Origin of the sequence: Amycolatopsis bartoniae, from assembly GCF_014191255.1 — a bacterium.
In the GTDB taxonomy this organism is placed as follows: domain Bacteria; phylum Actinomycetota; class Actinomycetes; order Mycobacteriales; family Pseudonocardiaceae; genus Amycolatopsis_E; species Amycolatopsis_E bartoniae.
Window position 1 is genome coordinate 909,316 of the sequence record NZ_JACHWH010000002.1, and the last position, 21,924, is coordinate 931,239.

Consider the following 21,924-nt stretch of genomic DNA (forward strand, 5'->3'; position numbering starts at 1 on the left):
ACGACTCCTTCAGCGATGAGCGGTCAACTCAGGCGGCGGAGGCGATGAAGTAGACGACCAGACCGATCAGCGCCAGCACCTCGGTAAGCACGAACGTGGTCCACGCGATACCCATCAGCTTGCCCTGCGCCTCCGGCTGGCGGGCGGTGCCGTTGATGACGGCGGCCCAGATCAGGCCGATACCGATACCGGGGCCGATCGCGCCGAGGCCGTACCCGATGGCGGCGAGACCCGGGTTGAGGTTCACCGCGGATTCGGCGGCCTGCGCGAGAACGATGTTGCTCACTTGGTATATCCCTTTCCAGTCGGTCCGCGTAGTCCGCGGATCGGGGGCTTGCGGTTGTGGTGGTCTTCGTTAGTGGTCTTCGGCCAGTGCCGCGCCGATGTAGTTCGCCGAGAGGACCGCGAACACGTACGCCTGGATCACCTGGATCAGCGCTTCCACGAAGGTCATCAGGATGGCGAACGCGAACGAGATGATCGAAACCGGCTTCGCGATCGCGCCACTGGCCTCGACCAGCAGGAACTCGCCCGCGACCGTGAAGACCAGGAGGATGAGGTGCCCGGCGAACATCGCGGCGAAAACACGGATGGCGAGCGTGATCGGGTTGAGCACGAACTTCTGCAGGAACTCGATCGGCGTCAGCAGGAGGTAGATCGCCGCGGGCGCGCCCGGCGGAACGGTCTGGTGCTTGAGGTAACCGACGAAACCGTGCCGCTTGAAGCCCACGAAGTGGTAGACCGGGTAGACCACGAACAGCGACAACGCGAGCGGGAAACCGATGTGCGCGAACGTCGGGAACTGGAAGAACGGGATCAGCCCGAAGACGTTGTTGACCAGCACGAAGCTGAACAGGGTGAGCACGAGCGGGATGTACGGCCGGAAGTCCTTCGAACCGATCTGCTCGCGGGCCATGCCGTTGCGGGCGAAGTCGTAGACGTACTCCGCCAGGAACTGGCCCTTGCCCGGCACGACCTTCAGCTTCCGCGAGCTGATCAGGAAGAACGCGGCGATGATGACGACCGACAGCACGATCAGGATCATCGGCTTCGTGATGCCGAGGAAGATCGGCGGCAGGTCGAAGTCTCCGGCACCGGGGGGCGTGAAGGTGCTGCCCTCGGTCACTACCAGCGCGCCCAACTGGGCTCCTTCCGGTTCTCCCGGCCGGCGTCACTCCGCCGGGGGAATCGTCACGATCTGGACTTAACGTACCCGATAGGTTTCGGGTACCTGGAAGCGGCTCCCGTGGGTGAACTGGTAGTGAACACTCAGCCACCGGGGAGTCCGGCGCTACGATTCCCGAGGACGGGGTCGGGGAGGACCGATACCCGAGGCTCCATCACGATCGCGACAGTGCTGGTCGGGGTTCCGCCTTCGGGGAGCGCGGCCGTTCCCGCCTCCACATTTCCGGACGATACCAGCCGGTAGACGGCTGCCGTACGCCCGTACTCCTTAACTGTCGCTCGCGGGGATGATCGTCGGAATCCTGGTCCGCCGGAACGCGAGGAACTCGGCCGCGGCCCACACCAGAATGACGGCGAGCATCGTGAAGGCCAGCGCCTTCACGTGCAGGAAACCGACGTGGCGCAGCAGCATCATCACGCCGAGCAGCACCAAGATCTTGAGGATGTACCCGCCCAGCGACACGGCCATCAGCGCCATCGGGTCCATCGCGGCGGTCTTGCGCATCATCCACAGCGTCACCAGCGACGACGCGAAGGCGATGACACCGCCGGCGAGCGCGCCGAACAGGCCGTGCAGCCCGACCAGCAGCAGCGACACCACGGCGCCGACGACGACGGTGGCGATCCCCGGCCACAGCGCACCCCGGTACATCGCGTCCGCGAGCTTGAGCACGGACTGGGCGTGCGGGTTCTCGGTCTTCTCGGTCATCACTGTCACGTCGCTCCCTGCTGGTTCCTCGACCTCAGTCTAGGGATGACCGAAACGATCGCCGCGAGCACCAGCCCCGCGCCCGCGATCCACAGCACCGCGGCCGTATCGAACAGCGTCAGCGAAACCGCACCGAAACCGAGCAGCCCGGCCCACAGGTAAATGAGCAGCACCGCGCGGCGCTGCGAATGACCGATCTCCAGCAGCCGGTGGTGCAGGTGCATCTTGTCCGCCGCGAACGGGCTCTGACCTCGGCGGGTGCGCCGGACGACGGCCATCAGCAGGTCGAGCACCGGCAGGAACAGCACCGCGACCACGACCAGCAGCGGCGAGAGCAGCGCGAGCGCGTCCGAGCCGCCGAACCGGGTGTAGTTGATCTTCCCGGAGGCGGACGTGGTGGCGCCGGCCAGCATCAGGCCGATCATCATCGAGCCCGAGTCGCCCATGAAGATCTTCGCGGGCTGGAAGTTGTGCGGCAGGAAGCCCAGGCAGGCACCCGCGAGCGTGGCGGCGATCAGCGCGGGCGGGTACGTGCCGACGTCGCCGCCCGCCGAGCGGAGCAGGCCGAGCGAGAACGCGCACGTCGCGGTGGCGGCGATGAACCCCAGGCCGGCGGCCAGCCCGTCGAGGCCGTCGACGAAGTTCATCGCGTTGACCAGCAGCACCACCAGGATGACCATGAGCAAGCTGCCCTGGTTGCTGTCGAGGATGACCACCTGGCCGAGCGCGTCACCGTTGCCGCCCCACGGCACCCAGAACACGTTCCACTGCACGCCGAAGATCACCAGGATGCCCGCGCACAGCACCTGCCCGGCGAGCTTGGTCCACGCGTCGATCTCGAACCGGTCGTCGACGGCGCCGATCAGCACGATCACGCCACCGCCGATGAGCACGCCGACGGGGTCGAGCGAGTACTCGAACGCGCGCCGCAGCACCGGCAGCTGGTGGGCCATCGCCATGCCCCCGGCGACGCCGAGGTACATCGCGAGACCACCCATCCGCGGGATGGGGATGACGTGCACGTCGCGGGCACGCGGGTTGGCGATGGCGCCCGCGCGGATGGCGAACCGCCGGACGAGACCCGTGAGCAGGAAGGTCAGCGTCGCCGAGATGAGGCCGACGAGGATGTACTCCCGGATCGGGAGTCCGGCGGTCGCGATCGGAGTCATCAGGAGCGGGTGGCCACCGGCACGCCGAGCACCTCGGAGACGGCCGCGGCGCTCACGGCGCCCTCGCGCAGCAGGAGTGGCTCGCTGCCGGTGAGGTCCACGATGGTGGACGGCACGGGCTCACCGCTCGGGCCGCCGTCGAGGTACACCGAGACCGAGTCGCCCAGCTGGTCCTTCGCCTCCTGCGCGGTGGCGGCAGGCGGCTGGCCGGAGACGTTCGCGCTCGACACGGCCATCGGACCGACGTCGCGCAGCAGCTCCAGCGCGACCGGGTGCAGCGGCATCCGGAGCATCACGGTGCCGCGCGTGGTGCCGAGGTCCCATTGCAGGCTCGGCGCGTGCGGCAACACGATGGACAGGTCACCCGGCCAGAACGCCTCGACGAGAGCCCTTGCGTGGGGCGGCATCCCGAGCACCAGACCATCCACAGTGGACCACGAGCCGACGAGCACGCCCACCGGCATGTCCGGCCCGCGGTGCTTCGCGCGCAGCAGCGCGCGCACGGCACCCGCGTCGAAGGCGTCCGCCCCGATGCCGTAGACCGTGTCGGTGGGCAGAACGACCAGTCGGCTGGAACGCACCGCGCTCGCGGCCTCGGCCAATCCCTCCGCCCGCGATTCCGGACGGCTGCAGTCGTACACCGCGCTCATGCCGGGGAGCTTATTCCTTCAGGTGTGCGGCCCATGTTGAGGGTCACGCCCGGCGAGCGGTGACGAACCGGGGGCGTCCGGTCAGGTCCTGGTGGTCGCGGACGTCCGTCAGCACCTTGCGCGCGGACACGACGGCGGGGGCCGCCGTGCCGTGGGAGTCGTCGTGCTCGATGGCCAGCCCGCCGCCGGGCTTGAGCAGCCGCGCGGCGGTGGCGACGGCCAGCCGGAGCACGGCGAGCCCGCCCTCGGACGCGAACACGGCCTGCGCCGGGTCGTAGTCGATGACCTCGGGCGGCAGCTCGCCGCCCGGCGGCACGTACGGGGGGTTGCACAGGACCAGGTCCACCAGCCCGTCCAGCTCCGCGAAGATCGTGTTGTCGCCGACGTCGCCGGAGTACAGCCGGATCGGAGTGTCCCCCAGCTCGGCGCGCGCGTCGGCGTTGTGGCGGGCCCACGCCAGCGCCGTGGAGTCGTTGTCGACGGCGTAGACGATCGCGTCCGGGCGCTCGTGCGCGACGGCCAGCGCCAGCGCGCCGGACCCCGTGCACAGGTCCACGACCACGGGGAGCTCCCGGCCCTTGAGCAGGTTCAGCCCCCATTCGAGGAGCAGCTCGGTCTCCGGACGGGGGATGAACACACCCGGCCCGACGCTCACCGTGATGTTCCCGAGCGCGGCCCAGCCTGTCAGGTGCTGCAGCGGCACCCGTTTGGCGCGTTGCGCCACGAGCTGGCCGATGGCGTCGATGACAGGCGGGTCGACCAGCGGGATCAACGGCAGCCGTCCCCGTTCGACCCCCAGGACGTGAGCGGCGAGCAGCTCGGCGTCCGTCCGGGGGGACGCGACGCCGGCCTGCTCCAGGATCCTGGTCGCCTCGAGGATGGCCAGGCGCAGAGGTTGCCGCTTCACATGTCCAACTTTCGCACAGGACCGGTCAGGATCCGGCGGCGGCGAGCCGCTCCTCGCGGTCGGCGGCCGCGAGCGCGTCCAGCACCGCGTCCAGCTCGCCGTCGAGCACCTGGTCGAGGTTGTACGCCTTGTAGTTCACCCGGTGGTCGGAAATGCGGTTCTCGGGGAAGTTGTAGGTGCGCACCCGCTCGGACCGGTCGACCGTGCGGACCTGCGAGCGCCGCGCGTCGGCCGCCTTGCTCGCGGCCTCCTCCTCGGCCAGCGCCTGCAGCCGGGCCTGCAGCACCTGGATGGCGCGTGCCCGGTTCTGGATCTGCGACTTCTCGTTCTGGCACGACACCACGATCCCGGTCGGCAGGTGCGTCACCCGCACGGCGGAGTCGGTGGTGTTCACGCTCTGCCCGCCGGGGCCGGAGGAGCGGAAGACGTCGATGCGCAGGTCGTTCGGATCGATCTCCACCTCGACCTCCTCGGGCTCGGGGTAGATCAGCACCCCGGCCGCGGACGTGTGGATCCGGCCCTGCGACTCCGTCGCCGGCACGCGCTGCACGCGGTGCACACCGCCCTCGAACTTCAGCCGCGCCCACACGCCGTCCGCGTTGCCGCCCTTGCTCTTGAGCGAGACCGTGACGTCCTTGTAGCCGCCGAGGTCGGAGTCGACCGAGTCGAGCACCTCGGCCTTCCAGCCGTGGCGCTCGGCGTACCGCAGGTACATGCGCAGCAGGTCGCCCGCGAACAACGCGGACTCCTCGCCGCCTTCACCCGACTTGATCTCCATGACCACGTCCGAGCCGTCGTACGGGTCGCGTGGCAGCAGCAGCTCGGTGAGCCGGGACTCCAGCGCCGGGATGCGCGCGGCGATCTCCTGCGACTCGGCGGCGAACGTCGGGTCCTCGTGCGCCAGCTCCTGGGCGGCCGCCAGGTCCTCACGAGCCGCGTCCAGCTCGCCGATCGCCTTGACCACCGGTGCCAGCTCGGCGTACCGCCGCCCCAGCTTGCGCGCCCGCGACTGGTCGGCGTGCACGGCCGGGTCCGCGAGCTGCTTCTCCAGCTCGGCGTACTCGTCGAGCAGCCCGCGCAGTGAGGACGATTCCACTTCAGAGACCTCTTGTTTCGGCGAAGGACGTGGACATGAAAGCGGCGCCCGCCCCCGGGGTCCGGGTGCGGGCGCCGTCGATCAAGCTACTTGGCGTCGGTCTTCTTCTGACGCTTGCCGTAGCGCGCCTCGAAGCGCGCGACCCGGCCACCGGTGTCCAGAATCTTCTGCTTGCCGGTGTAGAACGGGTGGCAGCTGGAGCAGATTTCGACCGTGATGTTGCCCGAGGTCTTGGTGCTCCGCGTGGTGAAGGTGTTACCGCAGCCGCACGTCACCGTGGTCGGGACGTACTCGGGGTGGATACCGCTCTTCATGGGGTCCTCTCATCGTGGCCGCCGGGTCCTCGCGTGAGGTGAACCGGAGCCGGACTTCAGCGGATTGATTTTGCCAGATCAGCTGACGTCTCGAACAACGCACCCCCGCCCCCGGCTATTCCGGGGAACGGGGGCGCGAGGCGATCAGTCTTCGTCGGCGCTGCCGAGAGCCGTCTTCGAGACCTGCATGAGGAACTCGATGTTGGTCTTGGTCTTGCGCAGGCGGGACAGCAGCAGGTCGATGGCCTGCTGGGAGTCCAGCGCGGTCAGCACCCGGTGCAGGCGGTGGTGGATGGCCAGCTCGTCCGGCGAGAGCAGCAGCTCCTCCTTGCGGGTGCTGGACAGGTTGACGTCCACCGCCGGGTACACCCGGCGCTCGGAGATCTTGCGGTCCAGCTTCAGCTCGGCGTTGCCGGTGCCCTTGAACTCCTCGAAGATCACCGTGTCACCGGTGGAGCCGGTCTCCACCAGCGCGGTGGCGAAGATCGTCAGCGAGCCGCCGTTCTCGATGTTGCGCGCCGCGCCGAGGAAGCGCTTCGGCGGGAACAGCGCCGTCGAGTCGACACCACCGGACAGGATCCGGCCGGACGCCGGGGCCGCCAGGTTGTAGGCGCGGCCGAGGCGGGTGATCGAGTCGAGCAGGACCACCACGTCCATGCCCATCTCCACCAGGCGCTTGGCCCGCTCGATGGACAGCTCGGCGACCGAGGTGTGGTCTGACGGCGGCCGGTCGAAGGTCGAGGCGATGACCTCGCCCTTCACCGAGCGCTGCATGTCGGTGACCTCTTCCGGCCGCTCGTCGACGAGGACGACCATCAGGTGGCACTCGGGGTTGTTCGTGGTGATCGCGTTGGCGATGTCCTGCATGATCATCGTCTTGCCCGCCTTGGGCGGGGACACGATCAGTGCGCGCTGCCCCTTGCCGACCGGCATCACCAGGTCGATGATGCGCGTGGTCAGCTTGTGCGACTCGGTCTCCAGGCGCAGCCGCTCGTTCGGGTAGAGCGGGGTGAGCTTGGTGAACTCCGGCCGCTTCTTGGCCTGGTCCGGCTCCAGCCCGTTGACGCTGTCCACCCGCACCAGCGGGTTGAACTTCTGCCGCTGCTGCTCACCCTCGCGCGGCTGCTTGACGACACCGGTGATGGCGTCACCGCGGCGCAGACCGTACTTGCGGACCAGCGACAGCGAGACGTACACGTCGTTCGGCCCCGGCAGGTAGCCCGAGGTGCGCACGAACGCGTAGTTGTCGAGCACGTCGAGGATGCCGGCGACCGGCAGCAGGACGTCGTCTTCGCGGATCTCGGTGTCCGGCGTGCCGCCTTCGCCCCGGCTGCTGCCACGGCGGCGGCGGTCGCGGAACCGGCGGCCGCGGCGGCCGCCCTCGTCGTCGTCCGCCCCGCCCTGGTTGCCGCCGCCCTGCTGGCCGCGGTTGTTCTGGGACTGGTTGTTGTTCTGCTGGCGGCGGTCGTCGCGCTGATCGCCACCGCGCTCGCGCTGGTCACCGCCGCGCTCGCGCTGGTCACCGCGCTGCTGCTGGGCGTTGTCGCCCTTGCCATCACGGCCGCTGTCACGCTGGCCGCCGTCGCGCTGGCCACCATCACGGCCAGCATCACGACCACCGTCGCGCTGACCGCTGTCACGACCACCGTCGCGCTGGCCGCCACCGTCGGGGCTGCCCGCGGGGCGGTTCGAGCCGCGGCGACGGCGGTTGCCGCCCTCGCGGCGAGCGCCGTCCTCCCCCTGCTGGGGGGTTTCCTCGACGGTCTTCTCCACCTGCGGCGCCTTCTGCTCGGCAGGCTGCTCGGCGGGCTTGTCCGCGGGCTTCTCCTGCTTCTTGACCGGCACCGCGGCAGCCTGCTGCTCGGCGACGCCGTCGAAGGGCAGCGTGTCGTCCGCCCCGGCGCGCTTGCGGGGCGCCTTGCCCTGACGCTCGCGGATGGCGGCGATGAGGTCGCCCTTGCGCATGCCCTTGGTGTCCCCGACACCCAGTTCCGCCGCGAGTTCCCGCAGGTCGGCGATCACCATGCCGGAAAGCCCGCCGGTGCGCCGCTTGGGCGCGGTGCCGTTGGTCTGTTCCCCTGCTGATCCCGACGCGACCGGAGCGGCCTGGGTGTCCAGGTCACCGCTCAAAAGATCGGTGTTGCTCACACATGTCCTTCCTGACCGATCCACGCCTCCAGGTGGATCAGCGGACTACCGCCCGCGTCTGATCGCGCAGCGGTTCGCTACTGCCCGGTGCGGCTTCTCCAGCTCGAGACCGGCAGGTCACAGCGGCGGAGCCGCCACACGGGATGCCTGCTCCCCTGGGGAGCACGCGGAATTCGTCACCATGGCCACCGGAAACCCGCCTGAGGTCCATCCCTGCATCAACTGTGCGGAATCATCGGCTTCAAACTGAAGATGCGATCCGGGAAGGATCCCCCGGGACCGTCACCGGGTGCGGAACTGCGCACGGTGATCGAACGCCCCCGAGGGTAGACCGAGCGGAGTCGAGGTGCAACAACCACCCCCGGCGTGGCGCGAAATCGGGGCGCCGCCGCTATCGGGCCGTGACCTGGACTCCGGCCGGATCCACCGGCAGTTCGGAGACCACGAACTTCTCAACACCGACCGAACCGGGAATTATTCCGTCCGTGGTCAGCGCCAGCACGGTGGGGCCCGCGCCGGACACGGCGGCCGCCACTCCGGCATCGCGGAGTTCCGCCACCAGGCGCGCTGTTTCCGGGTAGGCGGGCGCGCGGTAGTGCTGGTGCAGCCGGTCGGCGGTGGCCGCCAGCAGCAGAGCGGGATCGCAGGTCAGGGCGTGCACGGCGAGCGCGGCGCGACCGGCGGAAAACGCCGCGTCGGCGTGCGGGACCTGCGCGGGCAGCAGGCCGCGGGTAGTGGCGGTGGACGACTTCACGGCGGGCACGGCGAGCACCGGCCGGATCGACGGGTGCACCCGCAGGCGTTCGGCGCGGAAGCGGCCTTCCTCACACCACGCGACCACCAGCCCGCCGAGCAGGCTCGCCGCCGCGTTGTCGGCGTGCCCCTCGAACTCGGCGGCCAGCTGCACGGCGTCCGCGTCCAGCTCCCGGTCCGCGAGGGCGTAACCCGCCGCGACGCCGGAGACGATCGCCGCCGCGGACGAACCGAGGCCGCGCGCGTGCGGGATCTTGTTGAAGCAGCGCAGGTGCAGGCCCGGGGCGCGCACTCCGAGCCGCTCGCAGGTGTGGCGGATCGCACGCACGACGAGGTGCGACTCGTCCGTCGGCACGTCCTCGACCCCGCCGGCGCCCGCGTCGAACACCTCGACCTTCAACCCGGCCTCGATGACCTGCACCTCGACCACGTCGTGCAGCCCGAGCGCGAGCCCCAGCGCGTCGAAGCCCGGGCCGAGGTTGGCCGACGAAGCGGGCACGGTCACCTTGAACGCGGTCACGGAAGGTCCAGCGCCGCCGCTACCGCGTTCGGGTCGACCGCGAGCGGCTCGACCTCGACGTTGCCCTCCAGCGCCGTCGCCGGGTCCTTGAGGCCGTGCCCGGTGACGGTGCACACCACCGTCGAGCCCTTCGGCAGGCGGCCGTCCTCGGCCGTGAGCAGCAGCCCGGCGACGCTCGTGGCCGACGAGGGCTCGACGAACACGCCCTCCTTGCTGGCCAGCAGCCGGTACGCGGCGAGGATCTGCTTGTCGGTGACCTTCTCGAACAGCCCGCCCGACGCGTTGCGCGCCTGCACGGCGCCCTCCCACGACGCGGGGCTGCCGATGCGGATCGCGGTGGCGATGGTCTCCGGCTCCTTCACCGGCTCACCGTCGACCAGGGGCGCGGCGCCCGCGGCCTGGAAACCGAACATCCGCGGGGTGTTGTCGACGATCTTGTCCGCCGCGTAGCCGGTATAACCCGCCCAGTAGGCGGTGATGTTGCCCGCGTTGCCGACGGGCAGGCAGTGGATGTCGGGGGCGCGGCCCAGCACGTCGCACACCTCGTACGCGGCCGTGCGCTGCCCGACGAGGCGCACCGGGTTGACCGAGTTGACCAGCGTCACCGGGTGGTCCGCGGCGGTCTTGCGGGCGAGTTCGAGGCAGTCGTCGAAGTTGCCGTCCACCTGCAGGATCCGCGCGCCGTGCAGCACGGCCTGGGCGAGCTTGCCCATCGCGATCTTGCCCTGCGGCACGAGCACCGCGCAGGTGAGCCCGGCGCGCGCGGCGTACGCGGCGGCCGAGGCCGAGGTGTTGCCGGTGGAGGCGCAGATGACCGCTTTCAGCCCGCTGGCCAGCGCGTGCGTGATCGCCACGGTCATGCCGCGGTCCTTGAACGAGCCGGTCGGGTTCGCGCCCTCGACCTTGAGGTACACCTCGGCGCCGGTCAGCCCGGACAGGTGCGGCGCGGGCAGCAGCGGCGTGTTGCCCTCACCGAGGGTGACCACCTTCGCCCCGGCCGGGATCGGCACCCGGTCCGCGTAGGCCTCGATGATCCCGGGCCAACCCGGCTTCGCTGTCATGCGGCCTCCTCGACCGGACGCGGCAAGCCGCGGCAGAAATTTTCACGTCGGCCGGCATGGTGCTCGATGGTTCGCTCGCAAGCTTCGCTCACGTGTCTTCGCCTTCCACCCTCATCACGCTGACCACCTCACGGACGACGTCCATCTTCCCGATCGCCTCGACCGTCGCTTCGAGGGCCGCGTCGGGAGCGAGGTGGGTCACGATCACGAGGCTCGCCATGGACAGCCTGTCGCGCTGGCGCACCGCCGCGATGCTCACGCCGTGGTCGGCGAACACCTGCGCGACCTGCGCCAGGACACCCGGCTTGTCGGCCACGTCGAGGCTCACGTGGTAGCGCGTCGGCGTCTGCCCCATCGGGCGCACCGGCAGGTTGGCGTGCGCGGACTCTCGCGGCCCGTGGCCGCCCTGCACACGGTTGCGTGCCACCGCCACGAGGTCGCCGAGCACGGCACTGGCCGTCGGGGCGCCGCCCGCGCCCTGGCCGTAGAACATCAGCTCGCCCGCCGCGTCCGCCTCGACGAACACCGCGTTGAACGCGCCGCCGACGCTCGCGAGCGGGTGGGGGCGCGGGAGCATCACCGGGTGCACGCGTGCCGAGACCGACTCGGTGCCGTCGTCCGCGGTCACCCGCTCGCAGATCGCGAGGAGCTTCACGGTGCGGCCCAGGGCCTTCGCTGCCGCGATGTCCGACGCCGTGACGCCCGAGATGCCCTCGCGGTGCACGTCCGACGCCGTGACGCGGGTGTGGAAGGCCAGCGAGGCGAGGATCGCGGCCTTGGACGCGGCGTCGTAACCGTCCACATCGGCCGTCGGGTCCGCCTCCGCGTAGCCGAGGCGGCTTGCCTCGTCGAGGGTTTCGGCGTAACCGGCACCCGTGGAGTCCATTGCGGACAGGATGAAGTTGGTGGTGCCGTTGACGATGCCCATCACCTTCGTGATGCGGTCTCCCGCCAGCGACTCGCGCAGCGGCCGCAGCAGCGGGATCGCGCCCGCCACCGACGCCTCGAAGTACAGGTCAGCCCCGCCCGCGTCGGCCGCCTCGGACAGCTCGCCCGAGTGCTCCGACAGCAGCGCCTTGTTGGCCGTGACGACCGACTTCCCCTTGCGCAGCGCGGTGAGCAGCCACGTGCGGACGGGCTCGATGCCGCCGATCAGCTCGACCACTACGTCCACATCGGACTCGACGAGCGCGGCCGCGTCGGCGGTCAGCAGGTGCTGCGGCAGCTCGGGGTGCTTGTCGGGGCGGCGGACCGCGATACCGGCCAGCTCCACCGGCGCGCCCGCGCGCGCGGCCAGCTCGCCGGCCTGCTCGGTGAGCAGCCTGGCGACCTCACTGCCCACCGTGCCGCAGCCGAGCAGGGCGACGCGCACGGTCCGCCCGTCCGAAGTGGACAGTGTCACGACACCTCCAGGTTCAGCATGTCCTCGACGGTCTCGCGGCGCAGCAGCAGCCGCGCGCTGCCGTTGCGGACCGCGACCACCGCGGGGCGCGGCTGCCGGTTGTAGTTGCTGGCCATCGAGTAGCAGTACGCGCCCGTGGCGGCCAGCGCGAGCAGGTCACCGGGGGCGAGCGAGTCCGGCAGCCAGCAGTCGCGCACCACGATGTCGCCGGACTCGCAGTGCTTGCCCACCACGCGGGACAGCGCGGCGCCCACCTCGCCGTCGCCCTCGTCGGCCGAGCGCGACACCAGGCGGCAGTCGTACACCGCGTCGTAGAGCGCCGTGCGGATGTTGTCGCTCATCCCGCCGTCGACGCTCACGTACCGGCGACTGAGGTTGTCGCCGAGCGAGACGTCCTTGATCGTGCCCACCTCGTACAGCGTGATCGTGCCGGGACCGGCGATCGCGCGGCCCGGCTCGCCCGCGATGCGCGGCACCGGCAGCCCGGCGAACTCGCACTCCTTGCGGACGATCTCGCGGATCTGCGTGACCATCTGCGCGGGCGGCGGCGGGTTGTCCCGATCGGTGTACGCGATGCCGAAACCGCCACCGAGGTCCACAACGGACAGTTGCTGGATCAGCTCGTCGCCGTGTTCCTTGCGCAGCTCGGCGAGCAGCCCGACCACGCGGCGCGCGGCGACCTCGAACCCGTCGGAGTCGAAGATCTGCGAGCCGATGTGGCTGTGCAGGCCGATCAGCCGCAGCGACGGGGCGTTGAGCACCCGGCGCACGGCCTCGGCGGCGTCACCGGAAGCCAGCGAGAAACCGAACTTCTGGTCCTCGTGGGCGGTCGCGATGAACTCGTGCGTGTGCGCCTCGACGCCGACGGTGACGCGCACGAGGACGTTCTGCACGACCTCGTGGCGGGCCGCCACGTCGCCGAGCCGGGCGATCTCGTAGAACGAGTCGAGCACCACCGTGCCGACCCCGGCGGCCACCGCGCTTTCGAGCTCGTCCATCGACTTGTTGTTGCCGTGGAAGGTGATCCGCTCGGCGGGGAACCCGGCGTGCAGCGCGATGGCGAGCTCGCCGCCGCTGGCGACGTCGAGGCTCAGCCCCTGCGCGGCGACCCAGCGGGCGACCTCCGTGCACAGGAACGCCTTGCCCGCGTAGTGCACGAGCGACGGGTCGTCGAACGCCTCGGCGTACTCCGCGCAGCGCGCCTTGAAGTCGGCCTCGTCCACCACGAACAGCGGCGTGCCGTACGTCTCGGCGAGCTCGCGCACGTCGACACCGGCGATGCGCACGACACCGTCCGGGGCGCGATAGGTGTTGCGGGGCCACACCTTCGGGTACAGCCGGTCGAACTCCTCGGCCGTGGTGGGGGGAAAGCCCGCGTTGTCGGCGTGCGGGCGCACGTCGGCGTGGCGCGGTCCTGCGGGGTGGGCCATCGACTACATCCGTTCCGGGGCGGAGACACCGAGCAGCTGGAGACCGTTGGCGAACACCTGGCGCGCGGCGTCGCACAGCGCGAGCCGGGCGAAGGTCAGCGGCGTGGCCTCCTCGTCGCCCTTCGGCAGGACCGGGGCGACGGTGTAGAACTTGTGGAACTCGCTGGCCAGGCTTTCGAGGTAGCGCGCGACGCGGTGCGGCTCGCGCAGCTCGGCGGCCTTGCGCACGACCTTCGGGAACTCGTCGATCGTGCGGATGAGGTCGCCCTCCTGCGGCAGCGTCAGCAGGCTCAGGTCGGCCTCCGCGTCGAGCTTCAGGCCGAGGTCGGCGGCGTTGCGCTGCAGCGAAGCGAGCCGGGCGTGCGCGTACTGCACGTAGTAGACCGGGTTCTCGTTGCTGTGCTTGCGCAGCAGGTCGAGGTCCACGTCGATGCTGGAGTCGACGGAGTACCGCGTCAGCTCGTAGCGCGCGGCGTCCACGCCGACGGCCTCGACGAGGTCCTCCATCGTGATGACCGTGCCCGCGCGCTTGCTCATCCGGACCGGCTTGCCGTCGCTGACGAGGTTGACCAGCTGCCCGATGAGCACCTCGACCACCGCCGGGTCCTGCCCCATCGCGGCCGCCGCGGCCTTCAGGCGCGCGATGTAGCCGTGGTGGTCGGCGCCCAGCATGTAGATGCACAGGTCGGCGCCGCGGCCGATCTTGTCCTGCAGGTAGGCGATGTCGCCCGCGATGTACGCCGGGTTACCGTCGCTCTTGATGACCACGCGGTCCTTGTCGTCGCCGAACTCCGTGGAGCGCAGCCACCAGGCACCGTCGGCCTCGTAGAGGTTCCCCGACCGCTTGAGCTCCTCGACCGCCCGCGCGACCGCGCCACTCTGGTGCAGCGAGTCCTCGTGGAAGTAGACGTCGAAGTCGGTGCCGAACTCGTGCAGGCTCTGCTTGATCTCGGCGAACATCAGCTCGACGCCGATACGGCGGAAGGTCTCGTGCCGCTCGGCCTCCGGCAGCGACAGCGCGCTCGGCTCCTGGCGCAGCACCTCGGCGGCGATGTCGGAGATGTACGCGCCCGCGTAGCCGTCCTCCGGCGCGGGCTCGCCCTTCGCGGCGGCGATCAGCGACCGGACGAACCGGTCGATCTGCGCACCCGCGTCGTTGAAGTAGTACTCACGCGTGACGTCGGCGCCCTGCGCGGCCAGCACGCGGCCCAGCGCGTCGCCGACCGCCGCCCAGCGCGTACCGCCGAGGTGGACCGGGCCGGTGGGGTTGGCCGACACGAACTCCAGGTTGATCCGGCGGCCCGCCAGCGCGTCCCCGAAGCCGTAGCGCTCGCCCGCGGCCAGCACCTGACGGACCTGCTCGCCCTGCGCACCGGCGGCGAGGCGGAAGTTCAGGAAGCCGGGACCCGCGACCTCCGCGCTGTCGACACCCTCGTCCGCCGCCACCCGGTCGGCCAGCGCCTGCGCGAACTCACGCGGCTGGAGCCCTACTTTCTTCGCTACCTGCAGGGCCAGGTTGGTGGCGTAGTCTCCGTGTTCGGGATTGCGGGGTCGCTCGATCGTCACCGGGTCGGGCAGGACCGACGAGTCGAGCCCACGGTCGGTCAGGACCTGCACGGCGGACGAGCGAACGAGTTCGGCGAGCACGGCGGGAGTCACTCCGCGAGTGTATGTGGCCGTTGACGTGGGCCTGACACGCAGTCCCTAGACTCAAGTCCGAGTCAAATTCGGTTCACAAGTGGATGCGGGAGCCATGGCCAGCGGCACGAAGAAGAAGGCGTCCTCGAAGAAGGCCGTCAGAGCGGCGCGCAACTCGGTGGTCACCAGGCGGGGCTTCCCGTGGGGCACGGTCATCGCCGTCGTCGGCGTCGTGGCGCTCGCCGCCGTCGTGATCACCTACTACCTGGTGCAGTCGGCGCCCAAGCGCGCGCTGGCCGACTGGGTGCCCAGCGCGTCCAACCCGGACCCGTCGCTGAAGCTGGCCGGCATCGTCACCGTGAACTACCAGGGCAGTGTGCACGTGCTGCCCACCGAGCGCGTCGCGTACGACCACTCGCCGCCGTTCGGCGGGCCGCACGACGGGTACTGGGCCGCCTGCACGGGCGTCGTCTACCCGAAGGCGGTGCGCACGGAGAACATGGTCCACTCGCTGGAGCACGGCGCGGTGTGGATCGCCTACAACCCCGACCAGGTCACCGGCGACGCGCTGAACAAGCTCAAGGCCAAGGTCGAGGGCAAGCCGTACACGATGATGTCGCCGTACCCGGGCCTCGACAAGCCGATCTCGCTGCAGTCGTGGGGGCACCAGCTCAAGGTCGACAGCGCGGACGACCAGCGCATCGACGAGTTCATCACGGCGCTGCGCACCAACCAGAACACCTACCCCGAGGTCGGCGCCTCCTGTGACGCGCTCGGCCCGGGCGCGTTCGACCCGGACAACCCGCCGCCGTTCGACCCGACCCCGCCGGGGCCCGACGCCAAGCCGATGAACTACCAGGGCTCCAGCGGCACCCAGCAGGACATGGGCGCCGGCGCCGCGTCCAGCGCGCCCGCGACCGGCGCGCCCGCGTCGAGCGCGCCGGCGAGCGCCACTCCCTGATGACCGTCGAAGAAGAAGCGGCCCCGCCGCAGTCCTCGTGGTCGCGCCCGGTGGTGATCGGCGCGTCGGTGATCGCCGTGCTGCTGCTGGGCGCGGTGCTCGGGATGTTCCTGACGCAGCGCGCGCTGAGCTCGTCCGACTCGGCCACCCCGGGCGCGAACTCGGTCGAGGTCGGGTTCGCGCAGGACATGTCGGTGCATCACCTGCAGGCCGTCACCATGGCCAACTGGGCGCGGGACCACAGCACCGACCCGGAGATCCGGCAGCTCGCGTTCGACATCCAGAGCACGCAGCTGGAGCAGGTCGGGCGGATGAAGGGCTGGCTCATGCTGTGGGGCCAGCCGGAGCAGCCGACCGGCGGGTACATGACGTGGATGACCCAGGCGGGCGGGCACGACATGGCGGGCATGTCGATGGCGTCGTCGAGCGCGTTGCCCGCCGACGCCCCGATGCCCGGCATGGCGACCAACGCGGAGCTGGCGAAGCTGCGCTCGCTGTCCGGCAAGGACCTCGACGTGTACTTCCTGCAGCTCATGCTGCGCCACCACCAGGGCGGCACGGGGATGGCGCAGTACGCGTACGACCACGCCTCCGTGGCGGCGGTGAAGACGCTGGCGCAGAGCATCCTGCAGTCGCAGGGGGCGGAGATGACGCTGATGAAGCAGCAGCTCGCCGCGCGGGGCGCTCAGCCGCTGTAGTTCACCAGGTGATCTCCTCGCAGCGCTTGGCCTGTTCGCAGGGCTCGATCTGCAGCGTGGCGTGCTTGATGTCGTAGCCGTTGGCCAGCAGGTTCTGCGCCTGTGAGAGGACCTGCGCGGGCACGGCGTGCTGCTCGACGGCGAGGTGCGCGGAGGCGACCTCCATGCCCGAGGTGAGGGTCCACACGTGCAGGTCGTGGACGTCGCGGACCCCGGCGAGCGAGGTGAGTTCGGCGGCTATGCGCTCGACGTCGACCTCGGCGGGGGCGTGCTGGAAGAGGATGCGCAGGGCTCGTTTGGCCAGCGCCACGGTGCGGGGCAGCACGAACAGCCCGATGGCGACACCGATGATGGGGTCGGCGTAGCGCCAGCCGGTGGTGAGCGTGATCGCGCCGCTGACGAGGACGCCGACGGAGCCGATGAGGTCGGCGAGGACCTCGAGGTACGCGCCGCGGACGTTGAGGCTCTCCTTGGCGCCGGAGCGGAGTAGCGCGAAGGCGGCCAGGTTGGCGACGAGCCCCGCGACAGCCGTCAGCAGCACGGGAAGCCCCGGAACGGCGGGCGGGTCGCTGATGCGCCCGACCGCCTCGGCGAGCACGTAGGCGGCGACGCCGAAGAGCAGGACGGCGTTACCGAGGGCGGCGAGGACCTCGGCCCGGTACAACCCGAAGGTGCGCCGGTAGGTCGGCCCGCTGCGCCGCGCCAGGACGATCGCCGTGAGGGCCATTCCGAGCCCGAAGACGTCGGTGAGCATGTGCGCGGCGTCGGAGATGAGGGCCAGCGACGAGGTCAGCACCCCGACGACCACTTCGAGCAGCAGGAACACGACGCCGATGACGAGCGCCACGACGAGGCGGGGCAGGTGCCGCCCGGACGCGCTCGGGACGTGCCCGTGGCCGTGACCGTGGCCCATGGGTCGGCCTCCTCTCGTCGTGGGCAACATATAGCGATATGCGCATGTGTGCAATACAGGGTAGCCTTACCTGCTCGGAAGGTACCGCTCTCGCGCGCCACGCGCACGGGGTCCCGGATGCCGGGCAGTGAGGGGGGTGCGCTAGAGTTCTCACGTCGCACAGCGATGTGGCCCTCGTAGCTCAGGGGATAGAGCACTGCCCTCCGGAGGCAGGTGTCGCAGGTTCGAATCCTGCCGAGGGCACCCAGTGAAGGCCCCAGAAGCTCCCGTCGTTTCGACGGGAGCTTCTTTTTTTGCCTCAGCGCACACAGCGGCGGCAACCCCACACCCACTCAGCCAAGACGGCGAGCCTCGCTTCGGCACGACGCCGAGTTACTTCGATGTCGCGAACGGAAAGCAGCACGGGTCACAGCAGAGCCGCATGGGACCGGAGGCCCGAGAAGGGCCCCGTTCCCCGGCAAGGAATATCGATCACTGATCACATTCAGGCGCGACGGGCACACCTAGAGCAATACTCCCTCACCGACAGTCTCCGTGGCCACAGCACACCGCAATCGATTTCGACATTTTCCCACGGAGTGGCAAGATCAACTGTTTGCGATACGCCTTTTGGGTGGTCGCGTTTTGTTGACACGAGGCGAAAAAGAGCTACTGAATGTAGCGCAACAAGGGTCAACTAGATTAATCTCCGATTTTCCTTCGCAGAGCTAACACTCTTCGAAAGATACTATCAATCGCCTGAACTGGTCATTTCACTTTCTGCAACTCGCCATATGCGCTGGTGATGAGGCCCGCTGGCCTGGATTTCGAGAGTGGTGCCGAAATGATCTCCGATGGGCCGCCGAACTCCGAACGGAACGGGAGTAAGGTCGGGATACCCGATCCGGATTACACCCGTGAGTAGTCAGAAGGAGAGCAGTACCGCCGTAGTGGCGATCAGCGCAAGAGAAGCGCGGACCCTTCGCTCCACCGAAGGGCCCGCGCCGTTGTTCCGCTCCACCCCTAGCGCGAGGAGAGACAGAACGATGCCCAGCTTACGCTGGCGACGTAGCCATATGACCCCACCCGAGGTGGGTGATTTCGGCCGGTCTTCATCCGCCGACCGAACCCCGACCGAGAACGTGAACGCATACCGAAAGCCCGTTCATCCCTCTGTTGTGGACGACCAGGGAGCGAGTCCTGACCTGGACCACGACGGCCTCACCGCCATCATCCGGGCCGGATGGCCGTCCACGCTGCGCCTGATCGCGCTCCTGGTCGTTCCTTTGGCCATCGTGGCTTGGGTGGCACCGTCGGTCGCCGTGGCGATGGCGGTTCCGTTGGTGACCGGAGTTCTTTGGCTGCTGCGAGGCTCGAAGACGCGGCAACTGCCGCCCGACCGCTCATCCACACCTTCCAGCGAAAAACCTGTGAGGGCCGAATCGGAGGTACTCGGCGAAATCGCGGAGATCAGGTCCTGACGGAACCGATGTGCCACGGGGCCTCGCTCACGTCCCCGATCTCGCGGTTTTCTAAGGCCGGTCCTCACCGTCATCAACTGCTGGCGGTGAGGACCCCGGCGCTCATCGCACCGTGACGAAATCTCCCACCGCGCGTTCGCCTGTTGCGTCGGACGGGTGGTTCACCAACACACCCCGCACCGCCATGGTTGTTGAGCCGCCGCCGTCCAGGTTCATTGCCTCGGTCGCGCCCAGGGATCGCAGGAAGCGGGCGGCCTCTTCCAGGGTGAAACCCTCGCTCACCCCTGGCTGGCGGCCGTCGACCGTGACCAGCAGCAGGTGGCCGCTCGCGTCGATTCCCGCCAGGGTGCGGGGCTGGCGTTGCTCCGACCACGCGTAGCCGAACGACAGGTCACGCGGGTCCACCACGCCCTCCGTCGCCGCGTCGATCGACAGGTGGCCGTGGCGCAGGAGGGTCGGCGCGGCGCTCGCGATGCTCTCCCCCGCCGGCAGGCGCAGGCCCTCCACTGACAGACGATCATGAGAAGCAAGCCAGCCCGCCGAGGCGCCGATTCCTTGCAGCACAACGGAACCAGCCGGGACCGAGCCACCCCGCGGGCCGACCGTGGCCCCATGCGCGTCGAGCGTCACCTGCACACCGGGGCCCGTGGGCAACGCGGCCCCGAACTCCGGCGTGAACGCGACGATCTCGTCCGTGCTCGTGCACGTGAAGTCCTGCCGCGGCGCTGTCGTCGGCTGGGCGTCCGGGCGGCCGCAATCGCGGATCACGCCCGGCTTCCGGTTCACGCCCTCGATCGCGTGGCTGTCACGGCCACTGCGCACCGTCACGCGGGACGTCGCATCGACGATGCGCGGACCGCCCGGGCCGAGGACCAGCGCCGCCCGGTTACCTGCCGACAGTGACTCCACCCGGCCGTCGTACGCGGCCAGGCCCGAAGGCACGCCTTGGTAACCGTCCGCGTCCGAGGTCACGAAGAACCCGCCGTTGACCGCGACCAGCGCCCCCGCCACCTCCGACGTCTTCTTCCGCTGCGCGACGGCGCCGTCGTGCGTCGCCTCGACGTCGTACCGCCGCGGGTCGATCACCGCCACGTGGACCTGCTCGGCGTCCGGCGCCTGGTCCGCGTCGTAGCCCGTCCACTCCGCGGCCGCCGTCGGGAAGCCCGCCGCCTTGATCGCCGCCACCGCGGCCTGCGCCTCGGCCTGCGAACCGTACGAACCGGTCCGCACCCGGACGCCCTCCGGGCCGTGCGGGGTGTCGGAGAACGCCGGCCAGCCGATCGTGTCCTGCCGGGCCGGGTAGCCGGCGGCGGAGAGCCGGGCCGCGGTGTCCCTGGCCCACGCCGCCGTGCCCAGCTCGGCGACGGCCGCCGCGCCGGTGAGGACGTTCGTCGTGGGCGCGCCGATGGTCACCGTCCAATACGGCGCGGTGGGACGGCTCAGGACGCCTGTCCTGACCTCCAGGCCGGGCGCGACGGCGTGGCTGGTCCAGTGCCAGCCGGAGCCGTCCGCGGCGGCCGCGACAGGGGCGACGGCCGGCACGGTCAGCGCGAGGGCGAGTGCGGGGAGCAGACGGGAGATCACGCCGGAAGTCCAGTCACCACAACCCACCGGCACGTGGCCACCGCGAGGCCCTCACGTGAACTTCCCGTCAACCACCGGTTCCCACAGCCGTGGCGTGCTCCACGCGACCAGCGCCACCGCCAGCACGCACAGCACCCCGCCGCTCACCAGGGCCGCCGTGCCGGAAGTCGCGCTCGCCACCAGGCCCGCGCGCAGGTTGCCGACGTCCGGGCCCGCCTGCCCGACCATCTGCTCCGCCGCCGCGGCGCGTCCCATCAGCGCGTCCGGGGTGCGCAGCTGGATCACCGTGCTGCGCGAGACCACCGACACCGTGTCCGCGGCCCCCGCGAGGACCAGACAACCGAGACCGAGCCACGGGTTCGGCGCCAGCCCGAACAGCGTCAGCGACACGCCCCAGCCGACTGATCCCACGACCATCACCAGACCGGGCCGTGGCAGCCGCGTGAAGGTGCCCGAGAACACCGAAGCCACCACTCCCCCGACGGCGATCGCGCTCAGGAACAGGCCCAGCGTGCGCGGGTTGTCGCCGAAGCGCTCCGCGTTGACCAGCGGGAACAGGCTCACCGGCATGGACAGGACCATCGAGGCGAGATCCGTCAGCAACGCGCCGCGCACCCCCGGCTCCCGCACGAGGAACGCCAGCCCGTCCGCCACCCCGCGCAGGCCCGGCCGCGAACCCTCCGCCCGCACGCGCGGCAACCCGAGAACACCGTGGAACGCCAGCAGGAAGGTGGCTGCGTCCAGCGCGTAGCAGCCGCCGAGCCCGAGCCAGCCCAGCGCCACCCCGGCCAGCGCGGGACCGAGCAACATGGCTCCCTGGAAGGAAATCCGGTTCAGCGCGAGACCCGCGGCGAGCTGCTCCGCGGGCAGCAGGTGGGGGACGAACGTGCGCGCCGCCGGCCCGCTTCCCGCGCCGAAAGTGGACTGCACGGCCAGCACCGCCAGCAGGACGGGCATCGGCAAACCGCCCAGGAACCCTTGCACCGCAAGGACAATCGAGCACACCGCCTGGCCGGTGATGGTCCACAGGTAGAACCTCCGCCGCTCCACGCGGTCCACCAGCGCTCCGGCGAACAGTCCGAACGCGAGGATCGGCAACGCCTGCGCCAGCGCCGCCGCGCCCGTCCACACCGTGCTGCCCGTGGCCCCCCAGACCTGGAACAGCACCGCCACGAGCGTCAGCTGCCCGCCGAACGCGGAGCACGTCCGGCCCGTCCACCAACGTCGGAAGGCGGGCGAAGTGCGCAACGGCGTGAGGTCCAACAGCACCGCGTCACCCTGCCAGCACGTGCGCGCCGACGCGAAGCGGTTTTCCTGCCTATAGTC

General features: G+C 70.2%; 20 protein-coding genes and 1 tRNA gene. 4 read left to right on the forward strand and 17 right to left on the reverse strand.

Features of this window, described 5'->3' with window-relative positions; genetic code table 11:
- Positions 1–28 precede the first annotated feature (28 nt).
- The 14 genes from FHX82_RS16270 to argS all read right to left on the reverse strand — a co-directional run bounded on the left by FHX82_RS16270 (position 29) and on the right by argS (position 15,003).
- Complete coding sequence (locus tag FHX82_RS16270; RefSeq protein ID WP_145932689.1) at positions 29–286, reverse strand: ATP synthase subunit C-like protein; 258 nt, start codon at positions 284–286, stop codon at positions 29–31.
- Positions 287–355: 69 nt separating this feature from the next.
- Positions 356–1,141, reverse strand: coding sequence for a F0F1 ATP synthase subunit A (gene atpB / locus FHX82_RS16275; protein ID WP_183176655.1), 786 nt, complete (start codon positions 1,139–1,141; stop codon positions 356–358).
- Between the two features lie 312 nt (positions 1,142–1,453).
- Positions 1,454–1,894: a Cg1360 family ATP-synthase-associated protein gene (locus tag FHX82_RS16280; RefSeq protein ID WP_145932688.1), complete on the reverse strand. Its 441-nt coding sequence runs from the start codon at positions 1,892–1,894 to the stop codon at positions 1,454–1,456.
- A 5-nt stretch (positions 1,895–1,899) separates the two neighbouring features.
- Positions 1,900–3,063 (reverse strand): glycosyltransferase family 4 protein, encoded by a 1,164-nt coding sequence (locus tag FHX82_RS16285; RefSeq protein WP_145932687.1) that lies wholly within the window; start codon positions 3,061–3,063, stop codon positions 1,900–1,902.
- A complete protein-coding gene (locus FHX82_RS16290) occupies positions 3,063–3,713 on the reverse strand; it encodes an L-threonylcarbamoyladenylate synthase (protein WP_145932686.1) in 651 nt (216 codons plus the stop codon). Before FHX82_RS16290 ends, FHX82_RS16285 begins: the two co-directional genes overlap by 1 nt.
- 43 nt (positions 3,714–3,756) lie before the next feature.
- Complete coding sequence (prmC, locus tag FHX82_RS16295) at positions 3,757–4,620, reverse strand: peptide chain release factor N(5)-glutamine methyltransferase (protein ID WP_145932685.1); 864 nt, start codon at positions 4,618–4,620, stop codon at positions 3,757–3,759.
- A gap of 25 nt (positions 4,621–4,645) precedes the next feature.
- Positions 4,646–5,716 (reverse strand): peptide chain release factor 1, encoded by a 1,071-nt coding sequence (gene prfA, locus FHX82_RS16300; protein ID WP_145932684.1) that lies wholly within the window; start codon positions 5,714–5,716, stop codon positions 4,646–4,648.
- Between the two features lie 86 nt (positions 5,717–5,802).
- A complete protein-coding gene (gene rpmE, locus FHX82_RS16305) occupies positions 5,803–6,030 on the reverse strand; it encodes a 50S ribosomal protein L31 (protein ID WP_145932683.1) in 228 nt (75 codons plus the stop codon).
- A gap of 144 nt (positions 6,031–6,174) precedes the next feature.
- Positions 6,175–8,178 (reverse strand): transcription termination factor Rho, encoded by a 2,004-nt coding sequence (gene rho, locus FHX82_RS16310; protein ID WP_183176656.1) that lies wholly within the window; start codon positions 8,176–8,178, stop codon positions 6,175–6,177.
- A gap of 391 nt (positions 8,179–8,569) precedes the next feature.
- Positions 8,570–9,451, reverse strand: a complete 882-nt coding sequence (gene thrB / locus FHX82_RS16315) for a homoserine kinase (RefSeq protein ID WP_145932682.1) — start codon at positions 9,449–9,451, stop codon at positions 8,570–8,572.
- Positions 9,448–10,512: a threonine synthase gene (gene thrC, locus FHX82_RS16320; RefSeq protein WP_145932681.1), complete on the reverse strand. Its 1,065-nt coding sequence runs from the start codon at positions 10,510–10,512 to the stop codon at positions 9,448–9,450. The genes thrB and thrC overlap by 4 nt, the downstream gene beginning before the upstream one ends.
- Positions 10,513–10,600: 88 nt before the next feature.
- Positions 10,601–11,908 (reverse strand): homoserine dehydrogenase, encoded by a 1,308-nt coding sequence (locus tag FHX82_RS16325; RefSeq protein WP_145932720.1) that lies wholly within the window; start codon positions 11,906–11,908, stop codon positions 10,601–10,603.
- Between the two features lie 2 nt (positions 11,909–11,910).
- Positions 11,911–13,344, reverse strand: coding sequence for a diaminopimelate decarboxylase (gene lysA, locus FHX82_RS16330; RefSeq protein WP_145932680.1), 1,434 nt, complete (start codon positions 13,342–13,344; stop codon positions 11,911–11,913).
- A gap of 3 nt (positions 13,345–13,347) precedes the next feature.
- The gene (argS, locus tag FHX82_RS16335; protein ID WP_145932679.1) at positions 13,348–15,003 is read right to left on the reverse strand and encodes an arginine--tRNA ligase; all 1,656 of its coding nucleotides are present in this window, start codon (positions 15,001–15,003) and stop codon (positions 13,348–13,350) included.
- A gap of 94 nt (positions 15,004–15,097) precedes the next feature.
- Here argS and FHX82_RS16340 point away from each other — a divergent pair, with 94 nt between their 5' ends.
- Entirely contained in the window at positions 15,098–15,943 is an 846-nt protein-coding gene (locus FHX82_RS16340; protein ID WP_145932719.1) for a thioredoxin-like domain-containing protein, read from the forward strand.
- Entirely contained in the window at positions 15,943–16,641 is a 699-nt protein-coding gene (locus FHX82_RS16345) for a DUF305 domain-containing protein (protein WP_145932678.1), read from the forward strand. The genes FHX82_RS16340 and FHX82_RS16345 overlap by 1 nt, the downstream gene beginning before the upstream one ends.
- Before the next feature lies 1 nt (position 16,642).
- Here FHX82_RS16345 and FHX82_RS16350 read toward each other — a convergent pair whose 3' ends face one another.
- Complete coding sequence (locus FHX82_RS16350) at positions 16,643–17,554, reverse strand: cation diffusion facilitator family transporter (protein WP_145932677.1); 912 nt, start codon at positions 17,552–17,554, stop codon at positions 16,643–16,645.
- Positions 17,555–17,724: 170 nt separating this feature from the next.
- Between FHX82_RS16350 and FHX82_RS16355 the strand changes: the two genes are divergently transcribed.
- Both FHX82_RS16355 and FHX82_RS16360 read left to right on the forward strand, forming a co-directional pair.
- Positions 17,725–17,797 (forward strand) — tRNA-Arg (locus FHX82_RS16355).
- Between the two features lie 812 nt (positions 17,798–18,609).
- Positions 18,610–19,014, forward strand: coding sequence for a hypothetical protein (locus FHX82_RS16360; RefSeq protein ID WP_145932676.1), 405 nt, complete (start codon positions 18,610–18,612; stop codon positions 19,012–19,014).
- Positions 19,015–19,116: 102 nt separating this feature from the next.
- On the opposite strand, the gene FHX82_RS16365 is transcribed toward FHX82_RS16360, so the two are convergent.
- Together FHX82_RS16365 and FHX82_RS16370 are read right to left on the reverse strand one after the other, a co-directional pair.
- Entirely contained in the window at positions 19,117–20,598 is a 1,482-nt protein-coding gene (locus FHX82_RS16365) for a phosphodiester glycosidase family protein (RefSeq protein ID WP_145932675.1), read from the reverse strand.
- Positions 20,599–20,649: 51 nt separating this feature from the next.
- Complete coding sequence (locus FHX82_RS16370) at positions 20,650–21,867, reverse strand: MFS transporter (RefSeq protein ID WP_145932674.1); 1,218 nt, start codon at positions 21,865–21,867, stop codon at positions 20,650–20,652.
- Positions 21,868–21,924: the final 57 nt, after the last annotated feature.